Genomic DNA, 26,980 nt, shown 5'->3' on the forward strand with positions numbered 1-26,980 from the left:
AACCGGGGTAGCCGCACCATCGGTCCGCCCATCCTCGGCCGAGCCTCCTTGCAGCGTCTCACAGGCTGCACTGTGTGAGGGTGCGCCCCGCTGGATCGCGCAGTTCGAGCCGGCCCTGCAGCTTGGCGCCTCGGCCCAGGCTGAGGCTGGGACCTTCCAGCTCGGCCCGCTGCCCGGCCCGGATCTGGAAGGCGTCGCCGGTCGAGCTCGACACGCTGTTGCGGCCCGCATCCCGGGCCGCAATGCTGAACTCGTATTCGCCCTCGGCGGCAATTGCAGAATGCACGACCGCCACGAGCACCTGCTCGCCGCCACGCCTCGCCTGGTGCAGCTCGCACCGCAGCGGGGCAGACGGGGACGGTGCCGGCTGCACGTGAGCCGGCGCTGGGTTCGTCTGGGTGAGAGAAGTATCGGGCATGGACATGGACACGGCGGGGTTGGCCAGGCACGAGAGCGAGAAGACACAAAGCCAGCTCATCGGAAATCTCCTGTTGGTTTGAGTTGTATGAGGTCGCAGCCCACACGAGGCTGCAGGTTGCGGGGGCCAGTCGTTCAGGCAAGGGGGCGATCAGAGCACAGCGCTGGCCTGAATCGGCATCGGGAAGAGGTAGACTGCCTCTGGCGGGGTGGTTGGTTCACCCCGCCGAGATCGACCGCCAGATCAGCGGGTCTCAGCGCGGATCACGTTACCGGAGCCGAAGACCCGGCCGCTGACGTAGCTGCCGTTGGCCGCGCGCAGGGCCATCTCGTTGCGGTGGCCACGCACGAAGGCGTCGACCTCGCCGCCCGAGCGAGCCTGGGTGCCGATCTGGTTATCGACGCCATGCACATCGACGTGGGTAGTGGTGCCGCGGTCGAGGCTGCCGGTCACGATCTGGTTGCCATCGACATCGACGCAACCAGTGACTGCATGGTCGTTGCCGAGGCTGTAGACGCCCCAGTAGGCGCCGTTCCGAGCGCAGACGTCGATGTCGTTGTCATCACCGTAGACCTCGGTGGCGATGACCGAGCGGCCGCCGGCTATGGCGGGGGCGGAAGCAACGAGCGCCAGGGCGATACCGGCGGCGGTGGTCAGGAGGGTGCGGGTGGTCATGGGAACCTCGGGATGCTGAGCGGAGAGGTCTCGGCCTCTCCGGCTGGCCGGCCGCTGCGGCCGTCCTCACACCCACACCATTGCTCAGCCCCAACTCACCCGTTGTGGGACAAACCACACCGGAGCCACGCAGCCGAACCAGAGCCGCAGCTCGCCACACAGTCACACCTAGATGATCAGTCCCTTTGTGTGGTGGTACGCCTGAGACCGCCTGGAGGGACGCGCTATGGGACAGATTCTCCACGGCAGCGCCACGGCGACTGAGGCTATCCGTCGGGCAATCCAAGCTCATCATGTGGCGGGCGGGGACGCCGTTCCAGCCGTGGCCGGTAGCCACCGCATGAGGTAAGGGCGGCCAGCGCGCACGCGAGCCGTTCATCGAGATCCGCCGGTGTAAGACGGGCAGAGGCGTCCCCGCCGGGACGCGAGCAGGGTCAGTCCGGGTTGGGTCTTGCGGCCGGTGTCGAATTGGACCGCGCACTCGACATGGTGAGTCCCGCTTCGAGACGCATGGTACGGCGGTCAGAGGGACCGACCGCGGAAACAACCACGATCCGGCGGTGACCGCTCTCGTCCGACTTGACGCCTGCAACGCGATCGAACAACAGCACGGGACCAGTGCGCCTTCTCGCGACGAACCCCTACGCCTCTGCTGACCTTACTTCCATAGAAGTTTCGCCTGATGGGAGACAAATGATGGTCTTTGCACGAGGCGGTTCGACGCGGCTGATCGATCTCGCCACAGGCGCCGAGGCCGCACGCTTCGACGCTATCCACTGCTTCGCGTTTGCGCCCGTCAGCAATCAATTGGCAATCTGCCGCGACAAGGCCGTCGAAATATGGGACCGGGCCGCCGGCAAGTCCCTCGGCGGCCAAAATTTCGACAGCGGCATTAAGCAGACCGACTACCACAAGTCCGCTGATAAGCTCCTTATAGCGACGGCCGATGGCTCGGTGTTCGTCGCTAAAGTGGGTGAAGCTGCTTCAAGCAGGGTGGCCAAGCTGCGTATGGTACCGCCTTGGATCGGGTTCGGCGCAGATCCTGTGCTTGTGCGGCTGCCGCTTGGGCCGGACGCCGCCCGTGCCGCGGCGCAAACACGGAACGGCGTGCGGAAGGAGCGACGGCCGCTTGCGATCCAAGGAACAGCTCGGTTAGGCGTCGCGATTAGCCCCGTCGCTGCGAACGAATCCTCATCCGGGGGCATCTTGTTGCGGGAGGTGCAGCCGGATGGTGCCGGCTTTCAGGCAGGCTTACGCGTCGGCGACATCATCGAGCGATTTGACGGACAAGCGGTTCGCACGAACGATGAGTTGCGTGTAGCAGTGGTCAGGCGTAGCGGCGACACCGCAGTGCTGTCGGTTGTTCGCGAGGGGAAACGCTTGAAACTGACCGTCTTCTTCGACTCCTGATGTCTCCGATGCGTACGTCGCGACGGGCCTCATCGAACGCTATTGCTGCTCTCGATGCCTACTCGAAGGCCTGTCCTCGATAACAAGTGCGGGTACGCCGCCTTCCCGGCTTAGGAGAACGATGTGGCGAGCAATGAATTCGATCTCGATAAGATCATGGTCTTGTTCGGTGCCCTGCCTCCAGAAACGGCGCGAGCACTCCTGAGACGGCAAAGGCTCAGCATGGTGGAGCCTGGCGAGTTCATCTACCGACAGGGGGATCCTGCCGACGGTCTCTACGTCCTGCTGCCAGGCGAGGTCGCAGCCCTTCCTCAGTTCGCCGATGTTTCCTGGACCAACCTGAAGACCGGGCGGATCCTGAGGCTTGAACGGGTCCGAGCACCGGCCCTGTTAGGACAAGCCGAGATTGTTCAATCCGGCCTGCTATTGCGTCACCAGGCAGGTGCGCGGCGCCCTGGTGCAACGCGTGTCTTTTTGACAGGCGCGCGCGCTGCGACAGCACTCAAGGTCATGCGCATCTCGTTTCAGATCTTCGAACTCCTGACGCCGGAGGAGGCGGTGAGCTTGTCGGCGGCCCTGGGGCGGAACGTCGCCGACGCATTTGCCGGCGTTTTGAACGTCCTGGACGATGCCCTAGTTGACGACGGCACCTATCGCCTCGCCGCTTGGTTGCGGGAGGAAACCGCCATCTCGTTCACCGAGGGAGCGGGCGGAACTACAGGCCGGACGGCGCCACTGAGTCAAGAGGAGATCGCGAAGCAGATCGGCCTGCGCCGTGATACCCTCAACCAGAAGCTCAGTGCTCTGAGATCTGCGGGTGTTCTCTCCGTGCTTCCAGGCGGCGAAATTTTGATCCATGACCTTGAACGTCTCGACCAACTCGCCGACCTTGCGGTCCGGTTAGACTTCGAGACCTTCGCGATCGCGCGTGACACCATCGCCGATGCTCTGAAGGCTGGGAACGCGTATCGGGCGCGCAATCTTGCCCTCGACGCTCTGGGCCGCTTCCCCAACCATCCCGAGATCCGGCATCAAGCAGTGCTCGCGATGCTGCGCTGCGGCTCCTTCGATGAGGCGGGCGGTTTGCTCAAGGTATTCGGCTGGAATGGTGCACTTAGCACCATCCTGGCGAGTATCGACGAAGGCTACAGATCGCCTGGTGGGGGCAAGGGACGTGACAACGCAGATGAGGGCGGGACGGAGGACGCCGACGAGCAAGAGCGTTGGGAGAGCGACCGCATCCGGACCTCAGGTCGTCTGCGGGTGGATATTCCGGCTTTGTCGGCCCGCATGGCCAAGGACATTGCGTTTGCGGCGTCAGCAATGAGAAATCAACGTTTCAAGTCGATGGCCGTTGAAGCTGCGGGGCGCTACAGGGCTGTTTCCGATCGATTTCAGAGTGATGCCTACAGTGCTATCAACGCGGCAGCCATGGCACAGGTGTCCGGTGATGGAGTTGGAGCGAAGAACTACGCGCAACGTGCGCTGGATAAAGGGGCACCGCAGACTCGGTACTGGGACCATGCCACCGCTATGGAGAGCCACCTGATCCTGGGTCAGCGTGAGCCGGCGCTGGCCGCCGCACGCGCTGCTGCAAGCGTGGGGATCTCGCAAGCCGGGGATGTGGCCTCGACGCGGCTGCAGCTGCGCCGGCTCGCGCCGTTCTGCGGGCCGCTAACAAATGAGCTGCGCGACTTGTTGCGTCAGAAACGCGTCGTCTACGCCACCGGGCATCTGCCACCACAACCCGATCCTGAGCTCGCGCGCTGGCGCCACGCCGCGGCAGAACTGGAGGCGGCAGTCGATCAAATCTACGCCGAGAACGAGATCGGTGCCGTCTTCTGCGCCTTGGCCGCTGGATCCGATCTCCTACTTGCTGAGCGTGCTCTCAAGGCAAAAGTGTCCGTACATGTCGTGCTGCCTGTTCCGACGGACGAGTTCCTAGATCGCTCCGTCCGAGTAGGGGATGCGGATGCCAACCGCTACTGGCGGCAGTGCTTCGACCGGGTTATCGGTCAAGCGCGCACGGTAACGATTCTGGAGGAGGACAAGCCGGTCAAAGTGCGGCTGCCGTTCGACGAGGCCGTTTACGTTGGGAACCGTCATGCAGTGGGGCTAGCGCTGATCCAGGCGGATGAATGGGAGAGCGAGGCCGTGATGGTCTGCATCCATGACGGCTCGGGTCCGGGCTCGATTGCTGGAACGTCTCGCATTCGGGCTGATTGGCAGGCCCAGGGGCACCGTGCGATCTCAATTGCCGCGCGCTGGCGTGATGGGCGTGTGGCTGCTCCGCAGGAAGCGGTTCCAAACAGCTTTGGCGCAGTTCTGTTCGTATGGCTGGCAGTACCGGGCGACTACGACCGTCATCGCGCTAAACAAGCCTCCCTGGTCAAGGAGTACACTGACCGAGCGGCCAGCATCCTGGAGTTGCTCGCAACACGCCAGCTTCGACCCGAAGAGCAGCTGAAGCCGCGGGTTTTGGCTGACAAGATGGTGGGATTCTATGTCGGCCTGCGCGATGTCGCCCGTGCGCAAGACCTGGCCGCGGTTCTGTGCCAGGCAATCATCCCAGGCCTTGACGGGCTGCGGGTCGTCCTTGACTACGGGAGTGTGTTCACTGGCACTGGTCTTTCGGAGCCACGCGTGGCCGCTCTGCAGGGCGCGCGCGATAACATCGAGCTGCCCCTCGGTACGGTGGTGCTGACCGAAGCGTTTGCCGCAGCTGCGCGTCTGCATATCCGCGAGCCGGCACCGTTCGCGCAGATCGGGCTGCAGACCCGTAAAGCTGACGGAAGCCGGGCGCCAAGGGCGGCCATGCGGTACTTCCGCAGTATGTCTGCCGGTATGGCCAGCGACGCGTAGGAGTTAGCCTTGAGAGCCTCGGTGGCTGCACGGCTTTTACGGCGCTGCCCGAAAAACCTGTCCATGCGGGGCGGTCTCAGTCCTTAGCCGCTTCGTCCACTCCAGGGCTCGACGACGCCCACGCTTACGGCAGCCTCGTCCCGCCGGAGCTCATTGACGAGGCCGCCGAGATCGGTCTTGGCGGCGGTCTCAAGCCATGGCGTCAGCCCTGCTTCTGTGTGGCGAGCTGCGGTTCAGGTTCTGTTGCGAGGCTCGGGTGTTGGTTGTCCCACAACGAGTGAGTTTGGCCTGAGCGATGGTGTGGGTGTGAGGACGGCCGCAGCGGCCGGCCAGCCGGAGGGGCCGAAGCCTCTCAGCCCAACCACCGAGGTTCCTATGACCACTCGTACCCTCCTGACCGCCGCCGCTGGTATTGCCCTAGCGCTGGTCGCTTCCGCCCCCGCCATGGCCGACGGCCGCTCGGTCATGGCCACCGAGTTCCATGGCGACGGCAACGACATCGACGTTTGCGCTCGCGACGGCGCCTACTTGGGTGTCTACGGCCGAGGCAACGACCATGAGGTCACCGGCTGCGTCACTGGTGACGGCAACCGGGCCGTGACCGGCAGCTTCGGCACCCGCACCCGCAGCCACCTCGACGTGCGCGGCGTCGACAACCTGCTCGGGACCGAGACTCGTTCGGGTGGCGAGGTCGACGCCTTCGTGCGCGGCGACGACAACGAGATGGCGCTGCGCTCGGCCGAAGGCAGCTACGTCGGCAGCCGGATTGTCGGTTCCGGCAACGTCATCCGCGCTGAGGCTTGGTGATCTGCCAGCCCAATTCCGCAGGGTGAGGCCAACCACTCCGCCAGAGACAACACGCCTCCGCAAGATACCGGCTTAGGAAAGCGTGGGATGCACGTGGCCTCCTGCCTCATCAACTGACCGCAGACACTGCAAGCCTGCAGCCTCGTGTTGGCTGCGCCTTCACACAACTCAGACCAACAGGAGACCTCTATGAACTGGCTGTGCATCTTCTCGCTCTCGTGCCTGGCAAACCCCGCCGTGCCCATGACTATGCCCGACACCTCTCTCCTTGGGGCGAACTCGGCCCCGGCTCACGTGCAGCCCGCACCGTCCCCGTCTGCCCCGCTGCGGTGCGAGCTGCACCAGGCCAGGCGTGGCGGCGAGCAGGTGCTCGTGGCGGTCGTGTATGCTGCAGCTGCCGCCGAGGGCGAGTACGAGTTCAGCGTCGCGGCGCGGGACGCGGGCCGCAACAGCGTGTCGAGCTCGACGGGTGACGCCTTCCAGATCCGGGCCGGGCAGCGGGCCGAGCTGGAAGGCCCCAGCCTCAACCTGGGTCGAGGCGCCAAGCTGCAGGGCCGGCTCGAACTGCGTGATCCTGAAGGCCGCACCGTCACCCAGTGCAGCCTGTGAGATACGGCAGTGACGCTCAGCCGAGGGTGTGCGGACCGATGGTCCGCCTCATCCGGCTCGACTCTCCTCCTGTGGCCTAGACCACAACGGCCGGCCAGTCGGAAAGGCTGAGGCTTCTCCGCCTCGCGCCCGAGTTTCCCTCGACCACCGTCACCCCACCCTGACCGCCGCCGCTGGCTCAGCCTCCGAGACGAGGTGTTGTTCCATCCACAAGAGGTCGAGCACATTAGCGTGAAAGCCTCTCTGTTGCGGCGGCAGTAAAAACCTATCTTTATAGAGTGAACGCGTCATGTCTAAGGATTCAATGTGCGAGATAGCAGCCTGTATTCTGTTGGGAATAGCGGCTGCAAAGTTAATAGAAATAATAATTAGTGTAATTTTTTTCGTAGTTGTTGTCATTGTGTATTTTAGCGTCGAACTGTTTATTTGGGTATCTAAATTATTTGCAACCTGACGGGTTGGCTTGGGGTCGGGCTGATTAAGAGGATCAGCCAGGACTAGAGGAGCCGAGAACGAAGCGAGGTAAGACGACGAGCGCGGAGCAGGTGATGCTCAAGCTGCGCCAAATTGAGGTGCAGACGGCGCAGGGCAAAAGCTTGGCTCTGGCCAGCAGGGAGGCGGAGATCTCCGAGCAGAGCGACTCACGCTGCGGCAAGAAATATGGCGGCCTGTAGGTCGATCAGGCGGTTCGGATGAAGGACTTGAAGCGCGAGAACGCTCGGTTGCGCCGCCTCGGGGCCGATCTGTCGCTGATGGGGCAGGTACTGGCGGTTGTCGTGGCGGTCAGCGCGTCGCTCGTAGCGGATGGTAAGCCGTCAGAAGCGAGCCAGCCACGTCAAGGTGCGCTCCGCGATCCAGCGGTAGCGTCTCAGATGTCCGCGGCTCTCGATGCCGCGTCGGGCGATGCGCGGTGCGATGCTGCGCGCCCGACGCTCGCGCTGCCGGTCGGCCGCGCCTGTCACCATCCCGGATCTAGCCTATCGGGGCTACCCATGGCCGCTACCATGCAGTAGCCTTTTGTCACTTGATCCCGCCCGCATCGAGTATGCTGCTCGGCGCGGCGGCGGGTGAGAGACCGTTAGCCTCTGGGGACATCAAGCTCGCAATTGAGCCGGGTCCTCACCTGCCGTTCCATCGAACCCGAACAGTCGCTTGGGCCGCTCATCGCGAAGCCCGCTTGCGCAAAGATGGGATCAGATGGACGCTCCTGTTGTCGGGATCGACGTGGCCCCAGGGCGGCAGGTGGCTGTGCAGCTAGAACCGTGACTTCATGCCGGAGCCTACCTGATCCGCATCCACGCGGCGAGCTGCGGCTCTGGTTCTGCTGGGTGGCTCGGGTGTTGGTTGTCCCACAACGGGTGAGTTTGGGCTGAGCAATGGTCTGGGTGTGAGGACGGCCGCAGCGGCCGGCCAGCCGGAGGGGCCGAAGCCTCTCAGCCCAACCATCGAGGTTCCCATGACCACCCGCACCCTCCTGACCGCCGCCACCGGCATCGCCCTGGCGCTCGCGGCCTCCGCCCCCGCCATGGCCAGCTGCCGCTCGATCATGGCCACTGAGTTCTACGGCAACGACAGCAGCATCGACACCCGCGCGCGCGACTGCGCCTACTGGGGCGTCTACGGCCGCGGCGATCGTCACGGTGTCTTTGGCACCGTCACCGGCCCGGGCAGCCGGGTCGTGACCGGCAGCTTCGGCAGCCGCACTCGCACCCACCTCGACTCGCGCGGCTTCGGCAACCAGCTCGGAACCCAGGCTCGCTCGGGTGGGCGGATCGACGCCTTCGTTCGCGGCCACCACAACGAGATGGCCCTGCGTGCGACCAACGGCAGCTACGTCGGCGGCCGGGTTGTTGGCTCCGGCAACCGCGTCCGCGCGGAGGCGTGGTGATCTGCCAGTTCAGCTCGGCGGGGCGAGCCAAACCACCCCGCCAGACACAACACGCACCTTCCTAGATCCACCTGCTTCAATCCCCACCGCAATCCCTCATCTGAGGAGCCCTCAGCCATGTCCCGAGCTCTGCCACAGGAGGTAGGTTGGGACAGGGTGATAAGAGGGGGCGATGGTGGCTGCGGTAGGCGAACCGCCGGAGGGCATTGGTACTCGATTTTTTGGTGCAGCTCCATGCAACATCTCATGCACGCCCGGGAAGACCATGCGCGCTATCTTCGGCTTGCCGCTTCATATCGGGTCCGGCTGTCCCGAGGCGAGCGCGGCATGCGCGAACTTCATAATTGGGCAATAGGCCACGCCCGCGGGCTGCGTTTACGCTTTCCCGGCCAGTTCTCCGCCCTCGAATTACAGGTCGCAACACAACTTAAGAGTCCTGCGGTCAATGCGACTTCGAAACAACTGATTGGCGAGGAAAAGACCACTCCGACAATCTGCCGCATTAAATCGTGCGCTGCTTGACGATTGATGCTATCACCGTGCAGCAGCTAATTGTCTGCAGCGCGACAATCAGGATGAGACCACGTATTGCCTCATTCAGGACTGCTCCCGAAGGCGAAGGCGGTTGCCGCACGCAAAGATTACGGAAGCGGTTGCCCCCAGCCGTTGACCCGGCTGGCCGAAATCTACACCCCTGACAGGGTAGACTTGGCCACCTCGACGCTCTCCGGCTGGCTGGGTGCGACTGCGGCCCCCCTGACGCTATTAGACGATTTCCTGCGCCGGGAGGTGATGGCAGGCTCGGATGCCTTCGACGACGGGCGCAAAAACTACCTGTTCGCCGGCTCCGCCTCCCTGGGTTGAGCGCGCGGCCGCGCTCTACATGCCGATCGAGACGGCCAAGCTGAACCGGCACGATCTCGAATCCTACCAGCGTGATGTCCTTACGCGCATCGCCGATCACCCCGCCAACCGGCTGGCCGACCTGCTACCCTGGAACTATACGCCCGCCCAGCCGGCTGCGCACGCCGCCTAATCAATCGCCCCCCCTTACCGAGCGCTTACCACCATGCAAGTGGTCTCGAAAAAGCAAACGTTTTGTGCGCTGATATTCAAAAATCGAATACTATTTGGCCATATTGTATTTCTGAAAATCAACGATAGCGGCAGAAAGCTCTGTCTGCAGGTTTCTATCATTTGGATTTGCTTGAGTAAGTTTTTTTCGTATTTCAACTATCTCTCGATAGGCCTCCGATGATTTTTCTAGATAATTTAGCTTGTGTTCTATTTGAGCGCGTCTTTTTAAGTAGAGGCATTTCAATTCCATCATCCGAAAATTGCTACTATTAGATTGTAGATGACTCGATACGGTTTCTATCGCCCTATAGATGCTCCCTAATGCTTCTTGCTCAAGCCCTGAATCCAATTCTGCCGCCGACTTTATGTAGTAGGCACTTGAGAGGGCTGATATAATATCCGGGTTTTCTTTGTTCGTTATCATTAGGTCTGACGCAATGCCAATCTGCTTATTGATCGCGAAAATAGCGCTCGCATAATCATGTCTAGCACTTTCAATTCTTGCTAGCATTCCAAAGGATTCGGCATATGATGATAAAAAAGTTAAATTATCGGGCTCTATCTCTGTCAAATGCTTGAGAATATTGCTTTGTTCCTGAGCTACTTGGTAAGCTTCGTTATAATTGCGGTTTAGCAGCCTTCCCCATGCCGCCCTCCCTAATACTAACGAAAAATTGTATTTCTCTGTCGGATTGAGCTGCTTCTCTACTGATGCATCCCGCTGAATTTTGAGTATTTCTTCGTAATCAGATGCTGCGCCCTTGTAGTCGCCTTTCTCTCTTCTTATATTTGCAGATCTACTTAGAACCTCAGCAAAAAGCATTTTGTCAGCATCAATGTCTTTAAATTCTTTCTCAAGATCTAGCAGATTTTTCTTGGAGCGTTCTATCAGGTCTGATGCCTCGTCTAAACTTCCTGACATCTCCTTACACCATCCAAGTTGCACCAGAGATTCAACGTAATCACGCTGAGGGGCACTGACCTGCGTATATCGCTTGCGAAGCAATTCCGCGATATTAGAATATCTGCTAAAATAGTCGCATGCTAATTCGAATTTTCCTAAGTCTGCATATAATTCACCGAACGATCTTAGCATTTTTCCTTTGCTGATTTTTACGTTAAGGTCTTCTGGAGAGGATTTCTCAAGGTCGCTAGCTGAATGCTCAACGCTTTCTAATATATTTCTAAGAGTATTTAAATTTATATCTCTTTTGCCTTTCATATTAAACACGACGTTATCGATCACGTTTTCTATGACTTTTCTAGATGATTGCAATCTATATTCTGCTTCATCCTTGCGAATTTTTGCCTGTAATTCAGCTTCTTGCGCGCGAATTTTCTGCTTATTGGCCAGATCTGTTTGCTGCTCTGCCTCAGCCTTCGCCTCACTAGCATTTTTCCATTGTATTGCGGAAAATACTGTCACGATCGCAAATACAGCGGCGAGGCTGGCGAATAGTGTCACGGCCCGGTTGGCGCGACGTCTTGAGGCGCGCACGAAGGCTATGTCTTCTCCCAGGCACTCGTCGGGATGAGCCTCCGTGAGCTGTTCAGCCTCCGCCAATGACACACCTCGCGGGATCAGCAGCTCACCGCGCCGCTTGCCGCTCTCCCAACGGCTGCGCTGAGCTGTAATATCGCCTTGCACGCGATAGAAGCCGGCGCTAGCCGCAATGATCGTACGGGCCTGCTCCCAGGCCTCGATCACTCGCTGATGCGCTAAGCTAATCAGCGGTTCACCCTGCTCGTTGACGTTCGTCACCAGGATGCGGGCGTCTACCAGCGCGCCAGCCAAGCGCCGGCTCTCCTCATCGGGGGCAGCTCGCGCGAGAGGAACGGATTGCAGCGCAAGAGTCGTCGCGCCGCCGGTCGCTGCTGGCGTAACCAGCGCTCGCAGCAGACGTGGCAAACGGGCCTGCTCGTCCACGCTTAGCGTATCCAAGGCTTGCCGGCCGACCGTGTCGAGGGCCCCGTCGAGGGTGTCGAGGGCGCGGTAGGCTGCGAAGGTTAGGCGCAGCGGCTGACCTTCGAACCCGCCTTCGCGCTTCTCGTACAACCGGTCGAGCACGAATTGTAGTAGCGGCAGCAGGTCTGGGCGGTCGACATCGATCAAGAGTCGCTCGTCGAGCCGCTCGCCCGTCTGCGGGTCACTTTCCCAGGTAAGATGTGCCACCCGCGCCGGCTCGCGCACGATCTCGGCTATCTCTGCCAAGCCCGGCGGCTTCAGGGTGAAGGTGCGCTCGTCGCCCGCTAGCACCGCCAGCGAACTCTTGAGGAACGTCTCGTAAAACTCTGCCCGCAGCGTAGCTACAACCCACACCGCGCCCGTGCGTTCGAGCACCTCCAGAAGCCGACCGAACTGTACCCGCTGCGCGTCTGTGATCGCCGTGGCAAAGATCTCGTCGAGTTGGTCGACTACAAGGAGCAGGCGTGCCGGCAGCGACCGCTCTGCACCCCATTTTTTTTGCTCGGCTCCGGCGATCTTGGCGAGGGAAGTGAGGATTGGTGCCGAGCTGGTCTCGTCAGCATGGGCGAGAAGGAGGGCGAGCGCCTCTGGTGTGGCGAAGGCGCCCATACTTAGTTCGGGTAAGGCCGCTGGACGGCCAGCCTCAGCCGGATGAATCTCAGCGGAGCTCTCGAACAATCGCCGGGCCAGGGCTGCTATCGGCCCATCTGGGCTCTCGCCCGGACGCATCAGAGCCACCCGCCAGACACTGACACCCTCTACCTCACCCGGTGCGATCAGCTTAGGCACCAGCCCGGCGCGGACGAATGAGGACTTACCTGCCCCACTTGGGCCGACCACGAGCTGGAACGGTGTCCCTTGCCCGGCGACCAGTTTCAGCTTGTCCACCGCGCGGGAAACCTCTCGCGTCCGACCGAAGAACACCTCGGAGTGGCGCATTCCGAAGGGTTCGAGACCGCGGAACGGGCTGCCCCTTTCTGCTGGCCACAGCACCGTGTGCTCGCCGAGGACATGGGCCTTCAGCCAGTCGCGCAGCAGCGCCTCGACCTGTGCCTCGAAATCGTCCAGGCTTCTATAGCTCTGGTAGGCGCCCTTGAATTGGCCCTCGGGCGTGAGGAACACCGCCTCGGCAAAGCGCTTCAGCGCCTGCCACTGTGCCTCGATCTCGGCCCGTTCAGGTGCGTCTAGGCTGATTTGGGGCGGTTCCGGCCAGCGAAACACGTAGATGTCGGGCAACTCGCCGCCATGCTGACGCTGTCTGATCGCCGAGAGGATCTCGTAGGCGGTGCCGCTCGGGTAGGATGCGCCGTCGGGTAGCCGCTCCTGGGGCGGCAGAGCTGTGTGAAAGGCTTCCGACAATGGGCTGCCGAGGCGTCCACGCAGGATCGCCACGACGAGGTCGCATTCGATGGAGCGCAGGATCTGCGGCTGGAAGCTGTCATGAGCGGAGTAGAACCGCTCCTCCCAGCGCACTGCCTCCAAATGCACGTTGTCTCGGAAAGTGCCGTTCAGTCGCTCGACGACGCGGCTGACGCGACGGCGCTCGTCTAGAGCATCGTTTGGAGACGAAATGAAGACACGAACAACGCGCATTCAACCACTTCGGAAACCGCTTTTTGTTTCGGCACCATATCACATTGGAATTTGAGTGCAAAATTCGGCGAATGTAAAATATTAGGAGATATAAATTATGATATTTACTTGACATCAGCAGTTCCATCATAGTAGTGTAGCGCCAACCATTGTCGCTCCTGCTCGGCTCACAGGGAGCGTCTGTGAGTGAGGCACCTGGATCACCGCTCCGGCGATAGACGAGGAGATCAGGCGTGTGCCAGGCCTGGAGGGCGGCCAGCGCGTTCTCGAATTCTTACTCAGTGCTGGTAACTGGCGGGTGCCCGTCTATGCCGCAGTACGTGCGGAGCGCAGTCTGCACGGGCAAGGGCGTGCCCAGCCGAGACCATAGGACGAGCACAACAATGTCGTGCTGCAGCGGCGAATCAATCTCGTCCTGGAAGTGCCCGCCGGCTCGCCATGGCTCGCTCTCCCAAAAGTACGGGGTGAGCTCAACTAAGCTCGCGTAGTTGCCGAACAACTTGGCGATTATCGACTGCGCGCGCAGCCGCTCCTCGCGCCGTCGCTGGGGGAAGAAACAAAGACGCGGAGGGGGAGCATACTGGCTGACGGCGAGGCGGCTGTGGCATGTCTCCATCAAAGGCCATCGACATTTGACTGTCGAAGCGCTGCCCGGTCCTGATAGACGCGATCTGGCCGCCGTAATCCGTCCCGCTGTGAGCGGTCTGCCCTAAGGTATGGCCTGCGATCCAGGTCGGGGATGGCTCGTGCCTGCGACCACGTTTGATCTTACGACTTCGTTGAGGCCCGCACCTACGATGGGCGCATGCTTCAGATACTCACATGGAAATCTAGGCGATTATGCACTTCCCATAATATGCACAGGTAGGGCTGAGCCGTGAAGCCCTTTAAGTGTATGGTCCCGGGATGTGGTGTGACGGATCGAGCCTGAAGCGTTCGAACGCTTTCGTCCAGACCTAGATGACGTGTTCGTAGGGTGTGAGGCCTCGCAGGGTCTTCAGACGACGGGTGTGGTTGTAGGCATCGACGAACAGCTGGAGGTATGCCTGGAGTTGGTCGTGGGTCTCGTAATGGTCGCGTTTGACCGTCGCGTCCTTGATGGTGCGGTTCACCCGCTCGACTTGACTATTGGTCCACGGATGGTTGGGCTTTGTAAGGCGATGCTTGATGCCGTGCTCGTGGCAAACGCGATCGAACATGTGACGGCTGTAGAAGCCTGTCGGGCCTGAGCTGTTGCGCGGCGCATAGCAGAACTGCACACCGTTGTCGGTCAGCACGGTGTGAGTCTTGTACGGAACGAACGCGATCAGCGCGCGGAGGAAGTCCGATGGTGTGTAGCGATTGGCTTCTGCTTCCAGCTTGGCAAAGGCCAGCTTCGAGGTTCGGTCGATGGTCACAGACAGGTAGAACTTGCCATGTTCTGTCCTGACCTCGGCAATATCGATGTGCATGTAGACGATGGGGTGATCGGCAGAGCGCTTCTTCTTGGTCTTGTGCCTTTCGTCTCGGGCTGGTGATCTGCCCCCACCGGGTGGTCCAGGCATAGAGTTAGTGCACGGTTGGCCTTTGCTCCACGGGTCGCTTGGCCGGCGGAGCCGGTGGGGTGAGCGCAGCCGGCCAAGCGGTGAAGGCGGGTAAGAAGACCTCTGGCGCGGGCGGCCGATAGCCAAGTGCGCCATGCGGGCGGACTGTGTTGTAGTGCCGCCGCCAGCTCTCGATCAGGATCTGCGCCTCCCGCAAGCTATAGAAGATCTCTCCGTCCAGCAGTTCGTCGTAGGTCACCTCGCTCACGCCGATCGCCCGGATTGCCTCCGCCACGCTCATACCTTGACCGATCAGCACGTCGGCTTGGCGCAGCTTCGCGACAATCTCCTCAGGCTTGGGTCGCTTCCTCGACATCGATCCGTCCTCCTGGCTCGAAAGCCATACTAAAGGGCGGACCACTCCGCTGGGGGCGGATCACTGACGGCTGATGCCATGCCGCTCCGGGCAACGGTGCAGCGACGAGCGGGGCAGGTACGTGGCTCGGGTGTTGGTTGTCCCACAACGGGTGAGTTTGGGCTGAGCAATGGTCTGGGTGTGAGGACGGCCGCAGCGGCCGGCCAGCCGGAGGGGCCGAAGCCTCTCAGCCCAACCATCGAGGTTCCCATGACCACCCGCACCCTCCTGACCGCCGCCACCGGCATCGCCCTGGCGCTCGCGGCCTCCGCCCCCGCCATGGCCAGCTGCCGCTCGGTCATGGCCACTGAGTTCTACGGCAACGACAGCAGCATCGACACCCGCGCGCGCGACTGCGCCTACTGGGGCGTCTACGGCCGCGGCGATCGTCACGGTGTCTTTGGCACCGTCACCGGCCCGGGCAGCCGGGTCGTGACCGGCAGCTTCGGCAGCCGCACTCGCACCCACCTCGACTCGCGCGGCTTCGGCAACCAGCTCGGAACCCAGGCTCGCTCGGGCGGGCGGATCGACGCCTTCGTTCGCGGCCACCACAACGAGATGGCCCTGCGTGCGACCAACGGCAGCTACGTCGGCGGCCGGGTTGTCGGCTCCGGCAACCGCGTCCGCGCGGAGGCGTGGTGATCTGCCAGTTCAGCTCGGCGGGGCGAGCCAAACCACCCCGCCAGACACAACACGCACCTTCCCAGATCCACCTGCTTCAACTCGTACCGCAGGGCAGCTCCTATGCCGAAAAGAAAGACACGTGATCTAGCCGAGTTGGTTAGCTCAGCGTCCGAAATGATTCGCGCCGCAAAGCACGCACGCGAGGGTGACAGCCCCTTATCGGGCGGTACTACGACGCACGGCATGTTCCGCCTTGACAGCAAAAAATCTCATCATCGCGTAGCCCTACTAAGCTTTCTGTTTCTTCTTACGTTTGGCATTATTGGGATTGCTTCGATCTATCTCAAGGCATTTACGAGCCGGGCCTCTGTCGCGCTTCGAGAAGCAATGCGTACTGCGAGCGTCGCTCGCCCGGATATTGTAGATAGGAATGGAGAGATCCTCGCGACCGACATTCCGACCGTTTCAGTCTTTGCTGAGCCTGGCAATATCTCCGACATCGACGAGGCGGCCGAATTGCTAACCGCGGCACTACCGGAACTGAATGCCGCGGAGCTGCGCAAGACCCTCGCGGATAAGAAAGGAGCTCTCAGGCAGGAGGCACTTAGGAGACGAGCTAAGAGGAGTGACCCAGGCTTCATCTGGGTCAAGCGCGAGCTGACGCCCAAGCAGCAGGCCGAGGTCCATAGGCGCGGCATCCCGGGCATCGGCTTCCTGCCCGACCACAAGCGGGTCTACCCGAACGGCACCGCCGCCGCCCACATCCTGGGCGCGACCAACCTCGACGGCGTCGGCATCGCCGGGATGGAGAAGTACATCGACTCCACCGGCCTGCAGGCCCTCAACAGCTTCGGGCTGATCAACAAGCAGACCGATCTGAAGCCGGTGCAGCTCTCAATCGATCTGCGCGCGCAGTTCGCCGTGCGCGACGAGCTGGCCTGGGGCATCGACCACTTCAAGGCCAAGGCCGGCGCCTCGATGATCCTCGACGTGAAGACCGGGGAAGTCATCGCCCTCGTCTCCATGCCGGACTTCGACCCGAACGACCCGAAGGACGCGCTCTTGGACGACCGCATCAACCGGATGAATGTCGGCGTCTACGAGATGGGCTCGACCTTCAAGGCGATGACGCTCGCCATGGCGCTCGATTCCGGCAAGTACAACGTCAATTCCACCTTCGACACCCGCGGCGGCGTGCTGAACTGGGGCCGCCAGAAGATCCACGAGTATCACGGCACCAACCGCGTCATCACCATGCCCGAGGTGTTCACGCACTCCTCCAACATCGGCTCGGCCAAGATGGCGCTCGGCGTCGGCGTGCCCGGCCACAAGGCCTTCCTGGAGAAGATGGGTCTGCTCGACCGGATGCGCACCGAGCTGCCCGAGAGCGCGGCACCGATCGTCCCGGCCCGCTGGACCGAGATCAACACCATCACCATCGCGTTCGGCCACGGCCTCGCGGTAGCGCCGATCCAGGCGGCGGCGGCGGTGGCGGCCATCGCCAATGGCGGCTTCCTGATGACGCCCACCTTCCTCATGACGACGCCGGAGGACGCCATGGCTCGGGCCACCCGCGTGCTCAAGCCCGAGACCAGCGAGGCGATGCGCTTCATCATGCGCCTCAACGCGGTCGAAGGCTCGGCCAAGAAGGCGTCGGTCCCGCTCTACTACGTCGGCGGCAAGACCGGCACGGCCGAGAAAGTCATCAACGGGCGCTACGCCAAGAACCGCCTGTTCACGACCTTCATGGCGGCGGCGCCCATGAACAATCCGAAATACCTCTTCGTCACCCTGATGGACGAGCCCCAGGGCCTGCCGGAATCCGGCGGCTACGCCACCGCCGCTTGGAACTCGGGCATCGTCACCGGGCGCCTCATCGAGCGGGTCGCCCCCGTTCTGGGCCTGCCGCCGCAATTCGACCCGCCGGCCAAGCCCTTCCCGCTGATGGAGAAGCTCGGTGCCTACCATGTGGATAGGCTCAATGACCCTAAATGATCTGAGGCGCTGGCTGTGACGGCCGCCATCCACGTTCAAAACCCGCGCCGATCCGCAATCTTCCTGGCTTGATCGACCTGCAGGCCGCCGAACTCCTTGCGCCAGCGGTAATAGCTCTGCTCGGAGATCTCCGCCTCCTTGCACGCCAACGCCAAACTCTTGCCCTGAGCTGTCTGCACCTCGATCTGGCGCAGCTTCAAAACGACCTGCTCCGCGCTCGTCTTCTGTCCTCGCCGCATGTCCAACTCCTTCGGTCCTGGCTGATCCTCTCAATCAGCCCGGTCCAAAGCCAGCCAGTCAGGTCAGTGCGATCACGCTCGAAGAAGGAGACTTCCAAGTCGACAATGAATTCGGGTGCAGAAACGGGAACGGTACAGGTCCGGAAGCTGAAGGATCCTGCCACGCTAAAGCCCTCCGGCGGCGTTATCGTGAACCTCGGCGCATCACCGACCGGCAACCCAGTCGTCAACAAGCGTCGGGCGAAGCAGAAGCAGCGCACCTTCACAACCGGCCGAAACGGCGGCGGTAGCTCCGGATCTCCCCGGACCGTTCTACCGCCATCGAGCGACCGCGAGAAGGTGGCGCTAGACGCGGTGCGCAGCGCCTTGGCGCTCGACGTCGAACAGTTCAACGACCTTCGCTCCACGCGAGGGGTGGGAGTCGACGCGATCGACGAGCTCCGGCAGTGCTACGAGATCAAGATGTGCTCCGGGGAAGCGATCCCGACCGATGTGACGCTCACCGCCTCCGAAATCGAGGCGGCACGTGACGACCCGGACTTTTTTCTCGCCATCGTAACGGGTCTTGAGGAGGGCGCAGGCAAGCTGATGGTCCGCTTCATCTTCGATCCGCTCGGCCAGCTCGACGTACGCGTCCGGAGCGACCTCACGCTCACCGGAGTCGACAAAGCCGAAGCCCTTGCGTTCGAGTTTGATACCGTCGCCGAAGATCAGGCCAATTCGGGCGATGCAGACTCAGAGATTGAATAGCCTGCTTCGCTTGCGCCTCAGCTAGGTCAAGCCTCTTTGCCTCACCGATCGTCAACCCGGTGCAACCAGAAACTTACCGACCGCCATGGTCTTACCCCCGTTTTAACGGACAGGTGGTTGCGGATTGGACTTGTTGGAACTAGCGGGGCGAGTACCATTTCAGCCCGGAATGAGGATGGTTGTCGTTGCAGTCCTCAAACTATTCGGTGATGTCTTTTTGGCCGCCCCAGCATCCGAAATTGTTGATCGGCAATGTGATCGGCCCCCACGCGGTGGTCCAAGTTCTAAGTTAGTGCAGGGTCGGCCTTTGCTCCACGGGTCGCTTGGCCGGCGGAGCCGACCGAGTGAGCGCAGCCGGCCAAGCGGTGAAGGCCGGCACGAACACCTCCGGGGCCGGTGGTCGGTAGCCGAGCGAGGCGTGCGGGCGCACGCTGTTGTAGTGTAGACGCCAACTCTCGATCACGATCTGCGCCTCCTTGAGCGTGTAGAAGATCTCACCGTTCAAAAGCTCGTCCCGTAGTCGTGCGTTGAAGCTCTCGACGTAACCGTTCTCCCATGGCGAGCCGGGTGCGATGTAGGCTGTTCTGGCGCCGACACCGGTGATCCAGGCCTGCACGGACTTGGCGATGAACTCCGGACCGTTGTCCGAGCGGATATGGCTGGGCACGCCGCGCAGGATGAACAGGTCGGACAGCACGTCGATCACGTCCGCCGCCTTCAGCTTGCGTGCGACGCGGATCGCTAGGCACTCCCGCGTGAACTCATCGACCACGTTCAGCATCCGGAACTTGCGGCCCTCGTGCGTGCGGGCTTCGACAAAGTCGTAGGACCAGACGTGATCGCGACGCTCCGCCCGCAATCGCAGGCAGGAACCATCCCCGTCCCAGATGCGGCCGCGCTTGGGCTGCCGAGACGGGACCTTCAGCCCCTCGCGCCGCCAGATCCGTTCGACCCGCTTGTCGTTGACGAACCAGCCCGCCGCCTTCAGCAATGCACCGATCTTCCGGTAGCCGTAGCGCCCGTACTGGCGAGCCAGTTCCACGAGGTCGGCTGTCAGCGCGGCCTCATCCTCTCTTCCCCGCGGCACCTTGCGCTGCGTCGAGCGATGCTGCCCGAGCGCCCGACAGGCGCGGCGCTCGGAGACGTCTAGGACGTTCATGACATGCGCGATGCAGGCGCGTCGGCGCGCGGGGCTGGTCAGTTTCCCCGAGCGGCCTCCTGCAGGATCAGCTTGTCGAGGGTGAGATCCGCAATCGCCTTGCGCAGCCGCTGGTTCTCAACCTCCAGGTCCTTCATCCGTCGAACCTGATCGCTCTTCAGGCCGCCGTACTCCTTGCGCCAGCGGTAGTAGGTCACTTCCGTCACGCCGATGGCCCGGATCGCCTCCGCCACGCTCTGGCCCTGCGAGACCAGAACATCCACCTGCCGCAGCTTGGCGACCACGTCTTCCGGCTTGTGCCGCTTCGTTCCCATCTGTCCGTCCTCATCTGGCTCAAAAGCCATACCTCAGGGCGGACCACTTCAGTGGGGGCGGATCACTGCAACCCATCGACCGGCCGTTTGCAGTCGGTACTGAGGATGTCGTCTACCTCAACGCCGACTGCCACTACGGGGAGGATGTGCTCGCCGCGATCTGGCGGGAGGCTGCGCGCGATGACCTCAGCATCCGCTTCGTCCAGGCTCTTCCGGATCAGCTCGACGGACTGGACCTCGGATTGAGCGGTGTACAGCGGAAGGGTTTCCGGTTCGGTCACCCGATCTGGCAGCGAGGTGCACGCTCATCCTCGGCGAGCAAGGGGCAGAGGGCGTACTCGCCGGCGACCCTCGCGTTGCGCGACGCGATCCAGGCCTGGACAGTGATCGGCGAACAGATCATTCGCTTCGCCTTCGAACGCGCCCAACGTGATGGCCTCGCCTTCCAGAACCGCCATCGCAATGTCTCGGCCTCTGCGAAGGGACTGATCGGTGTTGCTCTGGGCTACTACCCATCCGGCGGCCAGTCTTGGGTAAAGGTTCCCGACAGGAGCGACCTACGTTTGGTGCTCGAGCGCTATGAATTCCAGAGCACGCATCGTGACGGCCGCAAGACGCAGTTCGTCCGTCCTGGGGCTGGACGGATCGGACGCCTTGGTCCCTCAGCCCCGAGCCAGGCGCCGCGCTATGCCGCGATGCCTGGCCAGGTTGCCAATCAGATCTCTCACGACATCGCAGCCTTCACTGATCGCCATCCAGGCTGCGACTTCGATCCGCTGGCGATAGCCGAGTGGGCCGCCAAAATCCTGATCCAACTGCGCATTGCCCATTCCGCCGCGCTGTCGGTGGACCGCACGCGTTCGAACGCGGGCAAGGCACTGCGCGCGGCCCGGACTCCGGAGGATATGCGGCGCGTCGCTAACGGATTCAGCTTATTGCCATCGGTCGCTATTAGAGTCTTGCCACCGTTTCAAACGTGCAGCGGTGAGCGCATTCCCCGCAGCGTCGGATTGGATGATCTGTTCGGCCTGCGAGAGGCCGTCATGCTGGCGCTGCTTGCAGACATCGAACCGCGGGTCATCAATCCCAAACTCATAGCACTTGAGCGTCGGTATGCCGACGCCTTGCTGGAGACAGCACGCTGGCTCGGGCGGCTTTACCGTGAAAGGCACGGTGTCATGAGTTTGCCGCAGGCCGTGCGACTTTGCTCTCTGGCTGGACCAAACCAGCTTGAGGAGGATCAAGTGACTGAGTTGGACGAGGAGATTAAGACAATGATGTCCTTCCTCGCCCCAGAAGGCCGTGTGCGCCTGTGGGAGTGCGCCGCGGCAGTGGTACGCGACGGCTTGGCACGATCGGTGTTTGTGGTCAGCCCTGAGCCTACAGCGCCGACCGCCCGCACGTCCACGTTGGCCCGCTTTGCCAGCAAACTCCCCGATGCGACGTTGTCGCCCCTGCCAGATCCGATCTTTCTGCCGGGCGGCTACCTGCTCGTGCCGGGCGATTTCGCCCAAGCCTGGCAGGGGTGCTGCGGGGACCTGATGACCTCCCTTGAGGAGCCTGACGAGCCTTTCTAGACGGGCACGATTTGCCCCCCGGCCACGGTACATGCCGTTCGAGCATGGTCTGCCTCGTGCAATCAGCATGAGGACAGACCACGTGAGCATCCGACAGCTTCTCTCTTCCGTCAGCGGCGCGGCGATCACCGCCGAATTGCAAGCCTACGGTTTTGACGTCATCCAGGACGACCCGATGCGCGACGGGACCGTCCGCATCAAGGCGGTCCAAGCCTTCGTCGACCAGCACCGGATCGTAGAGGGGACGCCAATCGTACGAACCGCTCCCGGTACCTTAACGCCTCATCCTGCTCGTGAGGACTACACCGACGTCCAGTTTAACAGCTTCGCTCCAACTGGCTGGGCGTTCGCGCCCCGTGAAGCCGTGACCGCCGAGATGGCGGTCACACGCCTTGCCGAGCGCCTGCGCGGCGGCCATGCGGTGACGGTGACACCGGAGAGCGCGACGCTGCTCGACCGTGCCATCGCCTCGACCGAGCTGGCGACACTGAGCGGGGGGCAGCGGCTCGTGCTGGGTGTCCTGGCGTGGTTCACGACCCGCACGGGCAGGCCCGTCCTCGTGGCGATCCGGCCGCGGCGCGGAGTTCGCACGACGATCGGCTGGCGCTTGGCCGGGCACCTGTTCGCGCGGTTCCCGCGCCAGCGCGTGCGGTGGTCTTCGCACCGGTAAGCCCGCGCAGATCGGTATGACGATGAGACGGGCGGCGTCGCAGGACGCCGCCCGTTTTTGCATCGGTGATCATGCCACCACCCGCGCGGCTCGTTCACGCGCCACCTCGACCGCTCCCTCGTACTGAACGTCGGTTGACGGCGCTGTCGATTTGCACCCCGGCAACCGCGGCGATGCCGTCGATAGGGTCCGAACCGTCGCCATAAGGACAGGGGACGGACCGCTATATGCCCGCACGAATTCATCAAATCCACCGCGGACCGGCCGTGGCGAATGAGCTGACCTGCCTCGGCTTCACGACGGTCAGCGTCGATCCCGCGGTGACTGGGTACGGGGCGCCGTGGCTCTCCCACCAGTGGCTCGTGCGCGAGCACGCCCTGCCGGTCGCGATGCCGTTCGTGGCAATTCTGCCCGGAAGCCTGCGTTTCCGGGTCGAGGCCAAGCTCTCGCCGATTAACCGGCTCAGCCGAATTCGGGAGACGGGGTGGGGCATGTATCGCGGCTCGGCCACACTGCCGTCAGTGATGGGCAAGCTCCTGCTCACGCGGTTCCGCGCGGGTCGGCCGGTCACGCTGATCCGGGGCCTGACGGCCGAAGCCGTTCTCGCCTGGGGTGAGGACGACCTGGAGCCGCTGTCGGCGCACCAGCGTCAGGCCATCCGCTGCGCGGCGATGGCAGCCTGCGAAGGGTACGGCCCCTTCATCGTCGCCATCGATATAGACGATGAGAGATCGTTCCTCAGGGTCGAGGCCGAGAGCCAATTCTTCCCGCTCGATCGCAGCTACTTCGTCTGGGCCGCCACACCGCCTGAGCAGCACGACCGGTAGGTCTCGCGATGAAGGGAGCCACCTCAGCTCCCGGGGATGGGGCGCGCCACCCGGCGAGCCGGCGGATCCCAACCCGGATCCGCCGAGGCATCCCCTACGCGATCCACACGCCCGAGGCGGATCCCCTTCCGAACAGACGGGCTGCGATTTGCCCCCCGGCGACCGCCTCAATTCATCCCCCACAATACTCTCACTGAGCCGGACGAGCCGGCTCGGACACCTGCCTCAGGAGGTCATCATGACCCTCAAGTCCAAGCTCAGGGCGGCGACGTCTCTGCTCCCGGTTCACGCACCCTGCCTCATCATCGTAGCCAACAAGCGCGGCGGTTGCGGCAAGACCACGACCACCACCACGGCGATCGATCTTCTGGCTCTGAACGGCATCGAAGCGGTCGCCTTCCAGGTCGACGATCAGCCCCAGCTCGCCAAGCTCCTCGGACGGCGCGTGATCAGCCTCATGCCGCGGCTCGGCGACGCCAGCCTGGCTCGGGCGCTGAGCTCACCCTTCTCCCCCCTATACGCCGCCTGCCAAGCGGCCGCCGCGAGCGGCGGCGTGGTGGTGGTCGATGTTGGCGCGAACATGGTCGAGCTGTTCGTGCGCTGGCTGCGCGATGTCACCCTGCAGGAGGATCTCGACGCTTGGAAGATGGCGGCCGTGCTATTGGTCCCGGCAGTGCGTGAGATCGCCGCCGTCGAGGGCGCGATCGAGACCCTGACCGACCTGCGCAAGGTCCTGCCGGGTGCGGTGCCCGTCTTCGTCGAGAACCAGCGCGACGAGACCTTCGCCACCGTCAAGCCGGCCTCCGACCTCGGCGCGCTCCTGCGCGAGCGCCTTCAGCCTGCACTCGACGGCTGCGTGCGGCTGACCATGCCAGTGATCGAAGGCGAGGCCTGGCAGGTGTTCGAGGCCGTGGGCCTGCGCTTCCTCAAGGTGCTGGCGCTGAGCCCGCCCGAAGTTGCCGCCCGCATCGAGGAGGACGTTGCCGACGCCAAGATCATGCGCAGCTACGTCGTGCGCTACCTCCGGGCGATGCATGCCGAATGCGCCAAGGTGCTCCACCTGCCGGAGGGCGGGGCATGAGCACCGACCGGGACGCCAATTCCGTGGCGCCCGAGGCCGGGGCTGATGGCGCAGCCGCGCCGTCGGCCCCGGTCGAAGCGCGGGTCGATCCCACGAGCTTCGCGGCCATCGAGGCCGAGGGCGCGCGGGAACGCTGGCTCCTGGCGCGGAGCACGGCCCGGTCGGTATTCACCGATCCGGCCCTGGTGACGCCGCGGCGCATGGCGCTGCTGGGCGAGCAGGGCCTCGCCACCTTCGTCGACGAGGTCAGGGCGGCGGCGCGGTACCTGATCCGGCGGGAACGGGAGAAGCGGGCGGCCGACGCGTATCCTGAGGAGCCCGCGTCAGACGAGGCCACCGGCGACCACAGCACCGAGCCCAAGCTGGGGACGACGGCCACTCGCCGACGCAGGCCGGCTGCCTTCCAGGCGCCCAAGCCGGGACCGCAAGTTGCGATCTTGCGAACGCTGGTCGCGCGCCTCCGTCCGGGCGCCGGCCTGCAGCGCTTCCTCGGCGACGCCCTGTTCTGGAGCGTGCTGCCCGCGGTGATCCTGGTCGGCGTCGTCATGGCCTACCGCTTCGCCTTCATTCTCCTCCGCTGAGGTTCATCCCGATGTCGATCCGCAACCAACCCCTGCTTCGTGCGAACCCGGTTCGTGCTTGGATCTGGGCGCTCCTCGTCGGGCTCTCCACCAGCCTCGCCCTGGCCGTCGCCCTGTTCGATCTCCTGCCGATGACGGGAGGGGTACCGCTGCAGGGCAGCGGACTCGTCGCGGCCGTGCATGCGCTGCCGAACCTGCTCGCGATCCTGCTCGGGTTCGAGTCGGCACCGACCGCTTTGGGGGCCGCTCGACCGGGCGTCGACCTCGCGACCCTGCTCGTGTCCGCCCGCTACCTCGCCGTGCTCTGCCTGCCGCTGGGCCTCGGTCTGGCCACGCATCGGCACGTCCTGTCGCGGCAGCCGCGGCGACTGAACGCGACCCTCATCGGCGGCGCGACCTACGCCGAAAAGCGGGACGCGCCGCGGCTGGCCGCCAGCCTTCTCGCCGCCGACATGCGCGCGACCGGGCCCGGCATCGAGCTCTGTCCCGACCTGCGCCTGCCGCGCAATCGCGAGATCCAGAGCATCCTGGTGGTCGGCCGTCCGCGCTACGGCAAGAGCACCGCCCTCCAGTTCATGCTCGACGGCATCCTGGCACGGCCCCGCGACAAGCTCGTCGTCTTCGACAGCAAGGGCGATGTCGCGGCCGGATGGCCGAGCGCCGACGTCATCTTCCTCGCCCCGCACGATACCCGCTCGTGGGCCTGGGCGGTAGGGCGGGACGTGCTCGGCGAGACCGGCGCGCGCGAGCTCGCCGCCGCCCTGATCTCGGTCTCGGACCGCGAGCCGAACTGGACGCTCGGCGGCCAAGAGATCCTGGTCGCCGCGATCCGGAAGCTTCAGGCCGAGCACGGCACCGGTTGGTCCTGGGCCGACCTCGACGAGGTGCTCGACCTGCCCGACGCGGCACTGCGGCAGGTCGCCCTCGATCACCATCGTCCGGCCCTGCGCTACCTGACGCTCGATCCGGACACCGAATGTTTCGACCGCACCGCGGCGAGCTACATCTCGACCGCGATGGCGCCGATCAACCGCTTGGTCCGCCCGCTCGCCCAGGCCTGGTCAGAGATCGGACCGCAGCATCAGATCTCCCTGCGGTCGTGGCTGCTCGACGAGGCCCCGCAGCGCCGGACCATCATCCTTCAAGCCGCTTCGCATCTTCCGTCGATCTCGGCGACCTGGATCACCGCGGCCCTGGAGATGATGGCCCGGCTCTGCGTCGGCCCGGCTCTGGCCGACAGCACCGAGCGCAGGCTGTGGTACATCCTCGACGAGTTCTCGACCGTCCCAAAGATTTCGGCGCTACCGGCCCTGCTGGCACAGGCTCCCTCCAAGGGCGTATGCGTCCTCCTCGCGTGCCAAAATCTCGAGCTGGTCGAGGAAAACTATGGGCCGACACTGACGCAGGCCATCATCCAGAACATGGATATCCAAGTCCTGTTCCGCCTCAACGCCGGACCGACTGCGCAGTACCTGACGGAGACCGGCATCCAGATGACGGATCTGCGGCGCTACGGTCAGCCAGGGGCGCAGGGCGAGTCGGATACGGGCGTGGACAAGCCCGAGACCGTCTGCCTCGTCACACCCCACGATCTGGCGACGCTGCCGCGCGGAGAGGCCTTCGTCACGGTCGAGGGCAGCATCCTGCGTCTGCGCTGGCCGAAGTCGACCTGGATCGAGCACCGTCCTGGCATGATCCAGGCGCCGTGGGTCACCGCGCAGGTCGCGAGCACACCCTGACGTCGCCGAAGCGGCGGACCGACTTGTCGCTCACCCTCGTCAAGACCCGCTCTTCGGTAGACCCGGCGCGGTGATCGTTCCGTGCTGGGTTCGCTCTCGCGTGCGAACCCGAGAGGGCTTGGCCGAATAGCCAGTCTGCCTGATTTGCCCCCGCCGCCGGCCGCGAGCCACGTGATCCCTA

Annotated in this window: 18 protein-coding genes and 7 pseudogenes; 16 read left to right on the plus strand and 9 right to left on the minus strand. The window is 63.3% G+C overall.

Translation table 11 applies throughout. The features are described 5' to 3' along the window. Positions 1-58: 58 nt before the first annotated feature. Entirely contained in the window at positions 59-418 is a 360-nt protein-coding gene (gene csgH / locus MSPGM_RS06215) for a curli-like amyloid fiber formation chaperone CsgH (RefSeq protein ID WP_261926204.1), read from the minus strand. Between the two features lie 243 nt (positions 419-661). Then, positions 662-1,093, minus strand: coding sequence for a hypothetical protein (locus tag MSPGM_RS06220; RefSeq protein ID WP_261926208.1), 432 nt, complete (start codon positions 1,091-1,093; stop codon positions 662-664). Between the two features lie 696 nt (positions 1,094-1,789). On the opposite strand from MSPGM_RS06220, the gene MSPGM_RS06225 reads away from it, so the two are divergent. The 5 genes and pseudogenes from MSPGM_RS06225 to MSPGM_RS06245 all read left to right on the plus strand — a co-directional run. Beyond that, positions 1,790-2,503 (plus strand): PDZ domain-containing protein, encoded by a 714-nt coding sequence (locus MSPGM_RS06225; protein ID WP_261926209.1) that lies wholly within the window; start codon positions 1,790-1,792, stop codon positions 2,501-2,503. Positions 2,504-2,626: 123 nt separating this feature from the next. Then, complete coding sequence (locus MSPGM_RS06230; protein WP_261926210.1) at positions 2,627-5,365, plus strand: Crp/Fnr family transcriptional regulator; 2,739 nt, start codon at positions 2,627-2,629, stop codon at positions 5,363-5,365. Positions 5,366-5,740: 375 nt separating this feature from the next. Further along, positions 5,741-6,172: a hypothetical protein gene (locus MSPGM_RS06235; protein ID WP_261926211.1), complete on the plus strand. Its 432-nt coding sequence runs from the start codon at positions 5,741-5,743 to the stop codon at positions 6,170-6,172. Between the two features lie 189 nt (positions 6,173-6,361). Continuing rightward, on the plus strand, positions 6,362-6,781 hold the full coding sequence (gene csgH, locus MSPGM_RS06240) for a curli-like amyloid fiber formation chaperone CsgH (protein WP_261926212.1): 420 nt from the start codon (positions 6,362-6,364) through the stop codon (positions 6,779-6,781). Positions 6,782-7,329: 548 nt separating this feature from the next. Beyond that, positions 7,330-7,605 (plus strand): annotated as a pseudogene (locus tag MSPGM_RS06245) (IS3 family transposase); the annotation flags it as partial. On the opposite strand, the pseudogene MSPGM_RS06250 reads toward MSPGM_RS06245, so the two are convergent. Beyond that, positions 7,600-7,716 (minus strand): annotated as a pseudogene (locus MSPGM_RS06250) (IS5/IS1182 family transposase); the annotation flags it as partial. The pseudogenes MSPGM_RS06245 and MSPGM_RS06250 sit on opposite strands and share 6 nt — an antisense overlap. Before the next feature lie 521 nt (positions 7,717-8,237). On the opposite strand from MSPGM_RS06250, the gene MSPGM_RS06255 reads away from it, so the two are divergent. Together MSPGM_RS06255 and MSPGM_RS06260 are read left to right on the plus strand one after the other, a co-directional pair. Next, the gene (locus MSPGM_RS06255; protein WP_261926213.1) at positions 8,238-8,669 is read left to right on the plus strand and encodes a hypothetical protein; all 432 of its coding nucleotides are present in this window, start codon (positions 8,238-8,240) and stop codon (positions 8,667-8,669) included. 819 nt (positions 8,670-9,488) lie between these two features. Beyond that, positions 9,489-9,705: pseudogene (locus MSPGM_RS06260) on the plus strand (transposase domain-containing protein); the annotation flags it as partial. A gap of 90 nt (positions 9,706-9,795) precedes the next feature. On the opposite strand, the gene MSPGM_RS06265 reads toward MSPGM_RS06260, so the two are convergent. From MSPGM_RS06265 to MSPGM_RS25470, 4 genes and pseudogenes are all read right to left on the minus strand, one after another. After that, a complete protein-coding gene (locus MSPGM_RS06265) occupies positions 9,796-13,305 on the minus strand; it encodes a hypothetical protein (protein ID WP_261926214.1) in 3,510 nt (1,169 codons plus the stop codon). Between the two features lie 887 nt (positions 13,306-14,192). Next, positions 14,193-14,798 (minus strand): annotated as a pseudogene (locus tag MSPGM_RS06270) (DDE-type integrase/transposase/recombinase); the annotation flags it as partial. A 55-nt stretch (positions 14,799-14,853) separates the two neighbouring features. Further along, a pseudogene (locus MSPGM_RS06275) lies at positions 14,854-15,078 on the minus strand (integrase core domain-containing protein); the annotation flags it as partial. Next, positions 15,079-15,204, minus strand: a pseudogene (locus MSPGM_RS25470) (IS3 family transposase); the annotation flags it as partial. Positions 15,205-15,453: 249 nt separating this feature from the next. On the opposite strand from MSPGM_RS25470, the gene MSPGM_RS06280 reads away from it, so the two are divergent. Continuing rightward, entirely contained in the window at positions 15,454-15,885 is a 432-nt protein-coding gene (locus MSPGM_RS06280; protein WP_261926215.1) for a hypothetical protein, read from the plus strand. A 102-nt stretch (positions 15,886-15,987) separates the two neighbouring features. Further along, positions 15,988-17,862: a peptidoglycan D,D-transpeptidase FtsI family protein gene (locus MSPGM_RS06285; protein ID WP_410007703.1), complete on the plus strand. Its 1,875-nt coding sequence runs from the start codon at positions 15,988-15,990 to the stop codon at positions 17,860-17,862. A 50-nt stretch (positions 17,863-17,912) separates the two neighbouring features. Here MSPGM_RS06285 and MSPGM_RS06290 read toward each other — a convergent pair. After that, positions 17,913-18,101: pseudogene (locus tag MSPGM_RS06290) on the minus strand (transposase); the annotation flags it as partial. 105 nt (positions 18,102-18,206) lie between these two features. On the opposite strand from MSPGM_RS06290, the gene MSPGM_RS06295 reads away from it, so the two are divergent. Then, on the plus strand, positions 18,207-18,851 hold the full coding sequence (locus MSPGM_RS06295) for a hypothetical protein (RefSeq protein ID WP_261926217.1): 645 nt from the start codon (positions 18,207-18,209) through the stop codon (positions 18,849-18,851). A gap of 289 nt (positions 18,852-19,140) precedes the next feature. Here the strand turns inward: MSPGM_RS06295 and MSPGM_RS06300 are convergent. Further along, positions 19,141-20,324 (minus strand): IS3-like element ISMex5 family transposase gene (locus MSPGM_RS06300; RefSeq protein ID WP_209688052.1). Its coding sequence is split into 2 segments (ribosomal slippage): positions 19,141-20,060 and positions 20,060-20,324, totalling 1,185 coding nucleotides; the frame shifts between segments, so codons are not numbered across the junction. A gap of 146 nt (positions 20,325-20,470) precedes the next feature. Between MSPGM_RS06300 and MSPGM_RS06305 the strand changes: the two genes are divergently transcribed. The 6 genes from MSPGM_RS06305 (at position 20,471) to MSPGM_RS06330 (ending at position 26,799) form a co-directional block, all read left to right on the plus strand. After that, positions 20,471-21,901, plus strand: coding sequence for a hypothetical protein (locus MSPGM_RS06305; protein ID WP_261926218.1), 1,431 nt, complete (start codon positions 20,471-20,473; stop codon positions 21,899-21,901). 82 nt (positions 21,902-21,983) lie between these two features. Continuing rightward, positions 21,984-22,571 (plus strand): hypothetical protein, encoded by a 588-nt coding sequence (locus MSPGM_RS06310; protein ID WP_261926219.1) that lies wholly within the window; start codon positions 21,984-21,986, stop codon positions 22,569-22,571. 266 nt (positions 22,572-22,837) lie between these two features. After that, complete coding sequence (locus MSPGM_RS06315) at positions 22,838-23,398, plus strand: hypothetical protein (protein WP_261926220.1); 561 nt, start codon at positions 22,838-22,840, stop codon at positions 23,396-23,398. A gap of 238 nt (positions 23,399-23,636) precedes the next feature. After that, on the plus strand, positions 23,637-24,479 hold the full coding sequence (locus tag MSPGM_RS06320; RefSeq protein ID WP_261926221.1) for a hypothetical protein: 843 nt from the start codon (positions 23,637-23,639) through the stop codon (positions 24,477-24,479). Continuing rightward, complete coding sequence (locus tag MSPGM_RS06325) at positions 24,476-25,060, plus strand: hypothetical protein (protein ID WP_261926222.1); 585 nt, start codon at positions 24,476-24,478, stop codon at positions 25,058-25,060. The genes MSPGM_RS06320 and MSPGM_RS06325 overlap by 4 nt, the downstream gene beginning before the upstream one ends. 11 nt (positions 25,061-25,071) lie before the next feature. Further along, the gene (locus MSPGM_RS06330) at positions 25,072-26,799 is read left to right on the plus strand and encodes a type IV secretion system DNA-binding domain-containing protein (RefSeq protein ID WP_261926223.1); all 1,728 of its coding nucleotides are present in this window, start codon (positions 25,072-25,074) and stop codon (positions 26,797-26,799) included. The last annotated feature ends 181 nt before the right edge of the window (positions 26,800-26,980 follow it).

Origin of the sequence: Methylorubrum sp. GM97, assembly GCF_024347855.1 — a bacterium.
GTDB lineage: Bacteria > Pseudomonadota > Alphaproteobacteria > Rhizobiales > Beijerinckiaceae > Methylobacterium > Methylobacterium extorquens.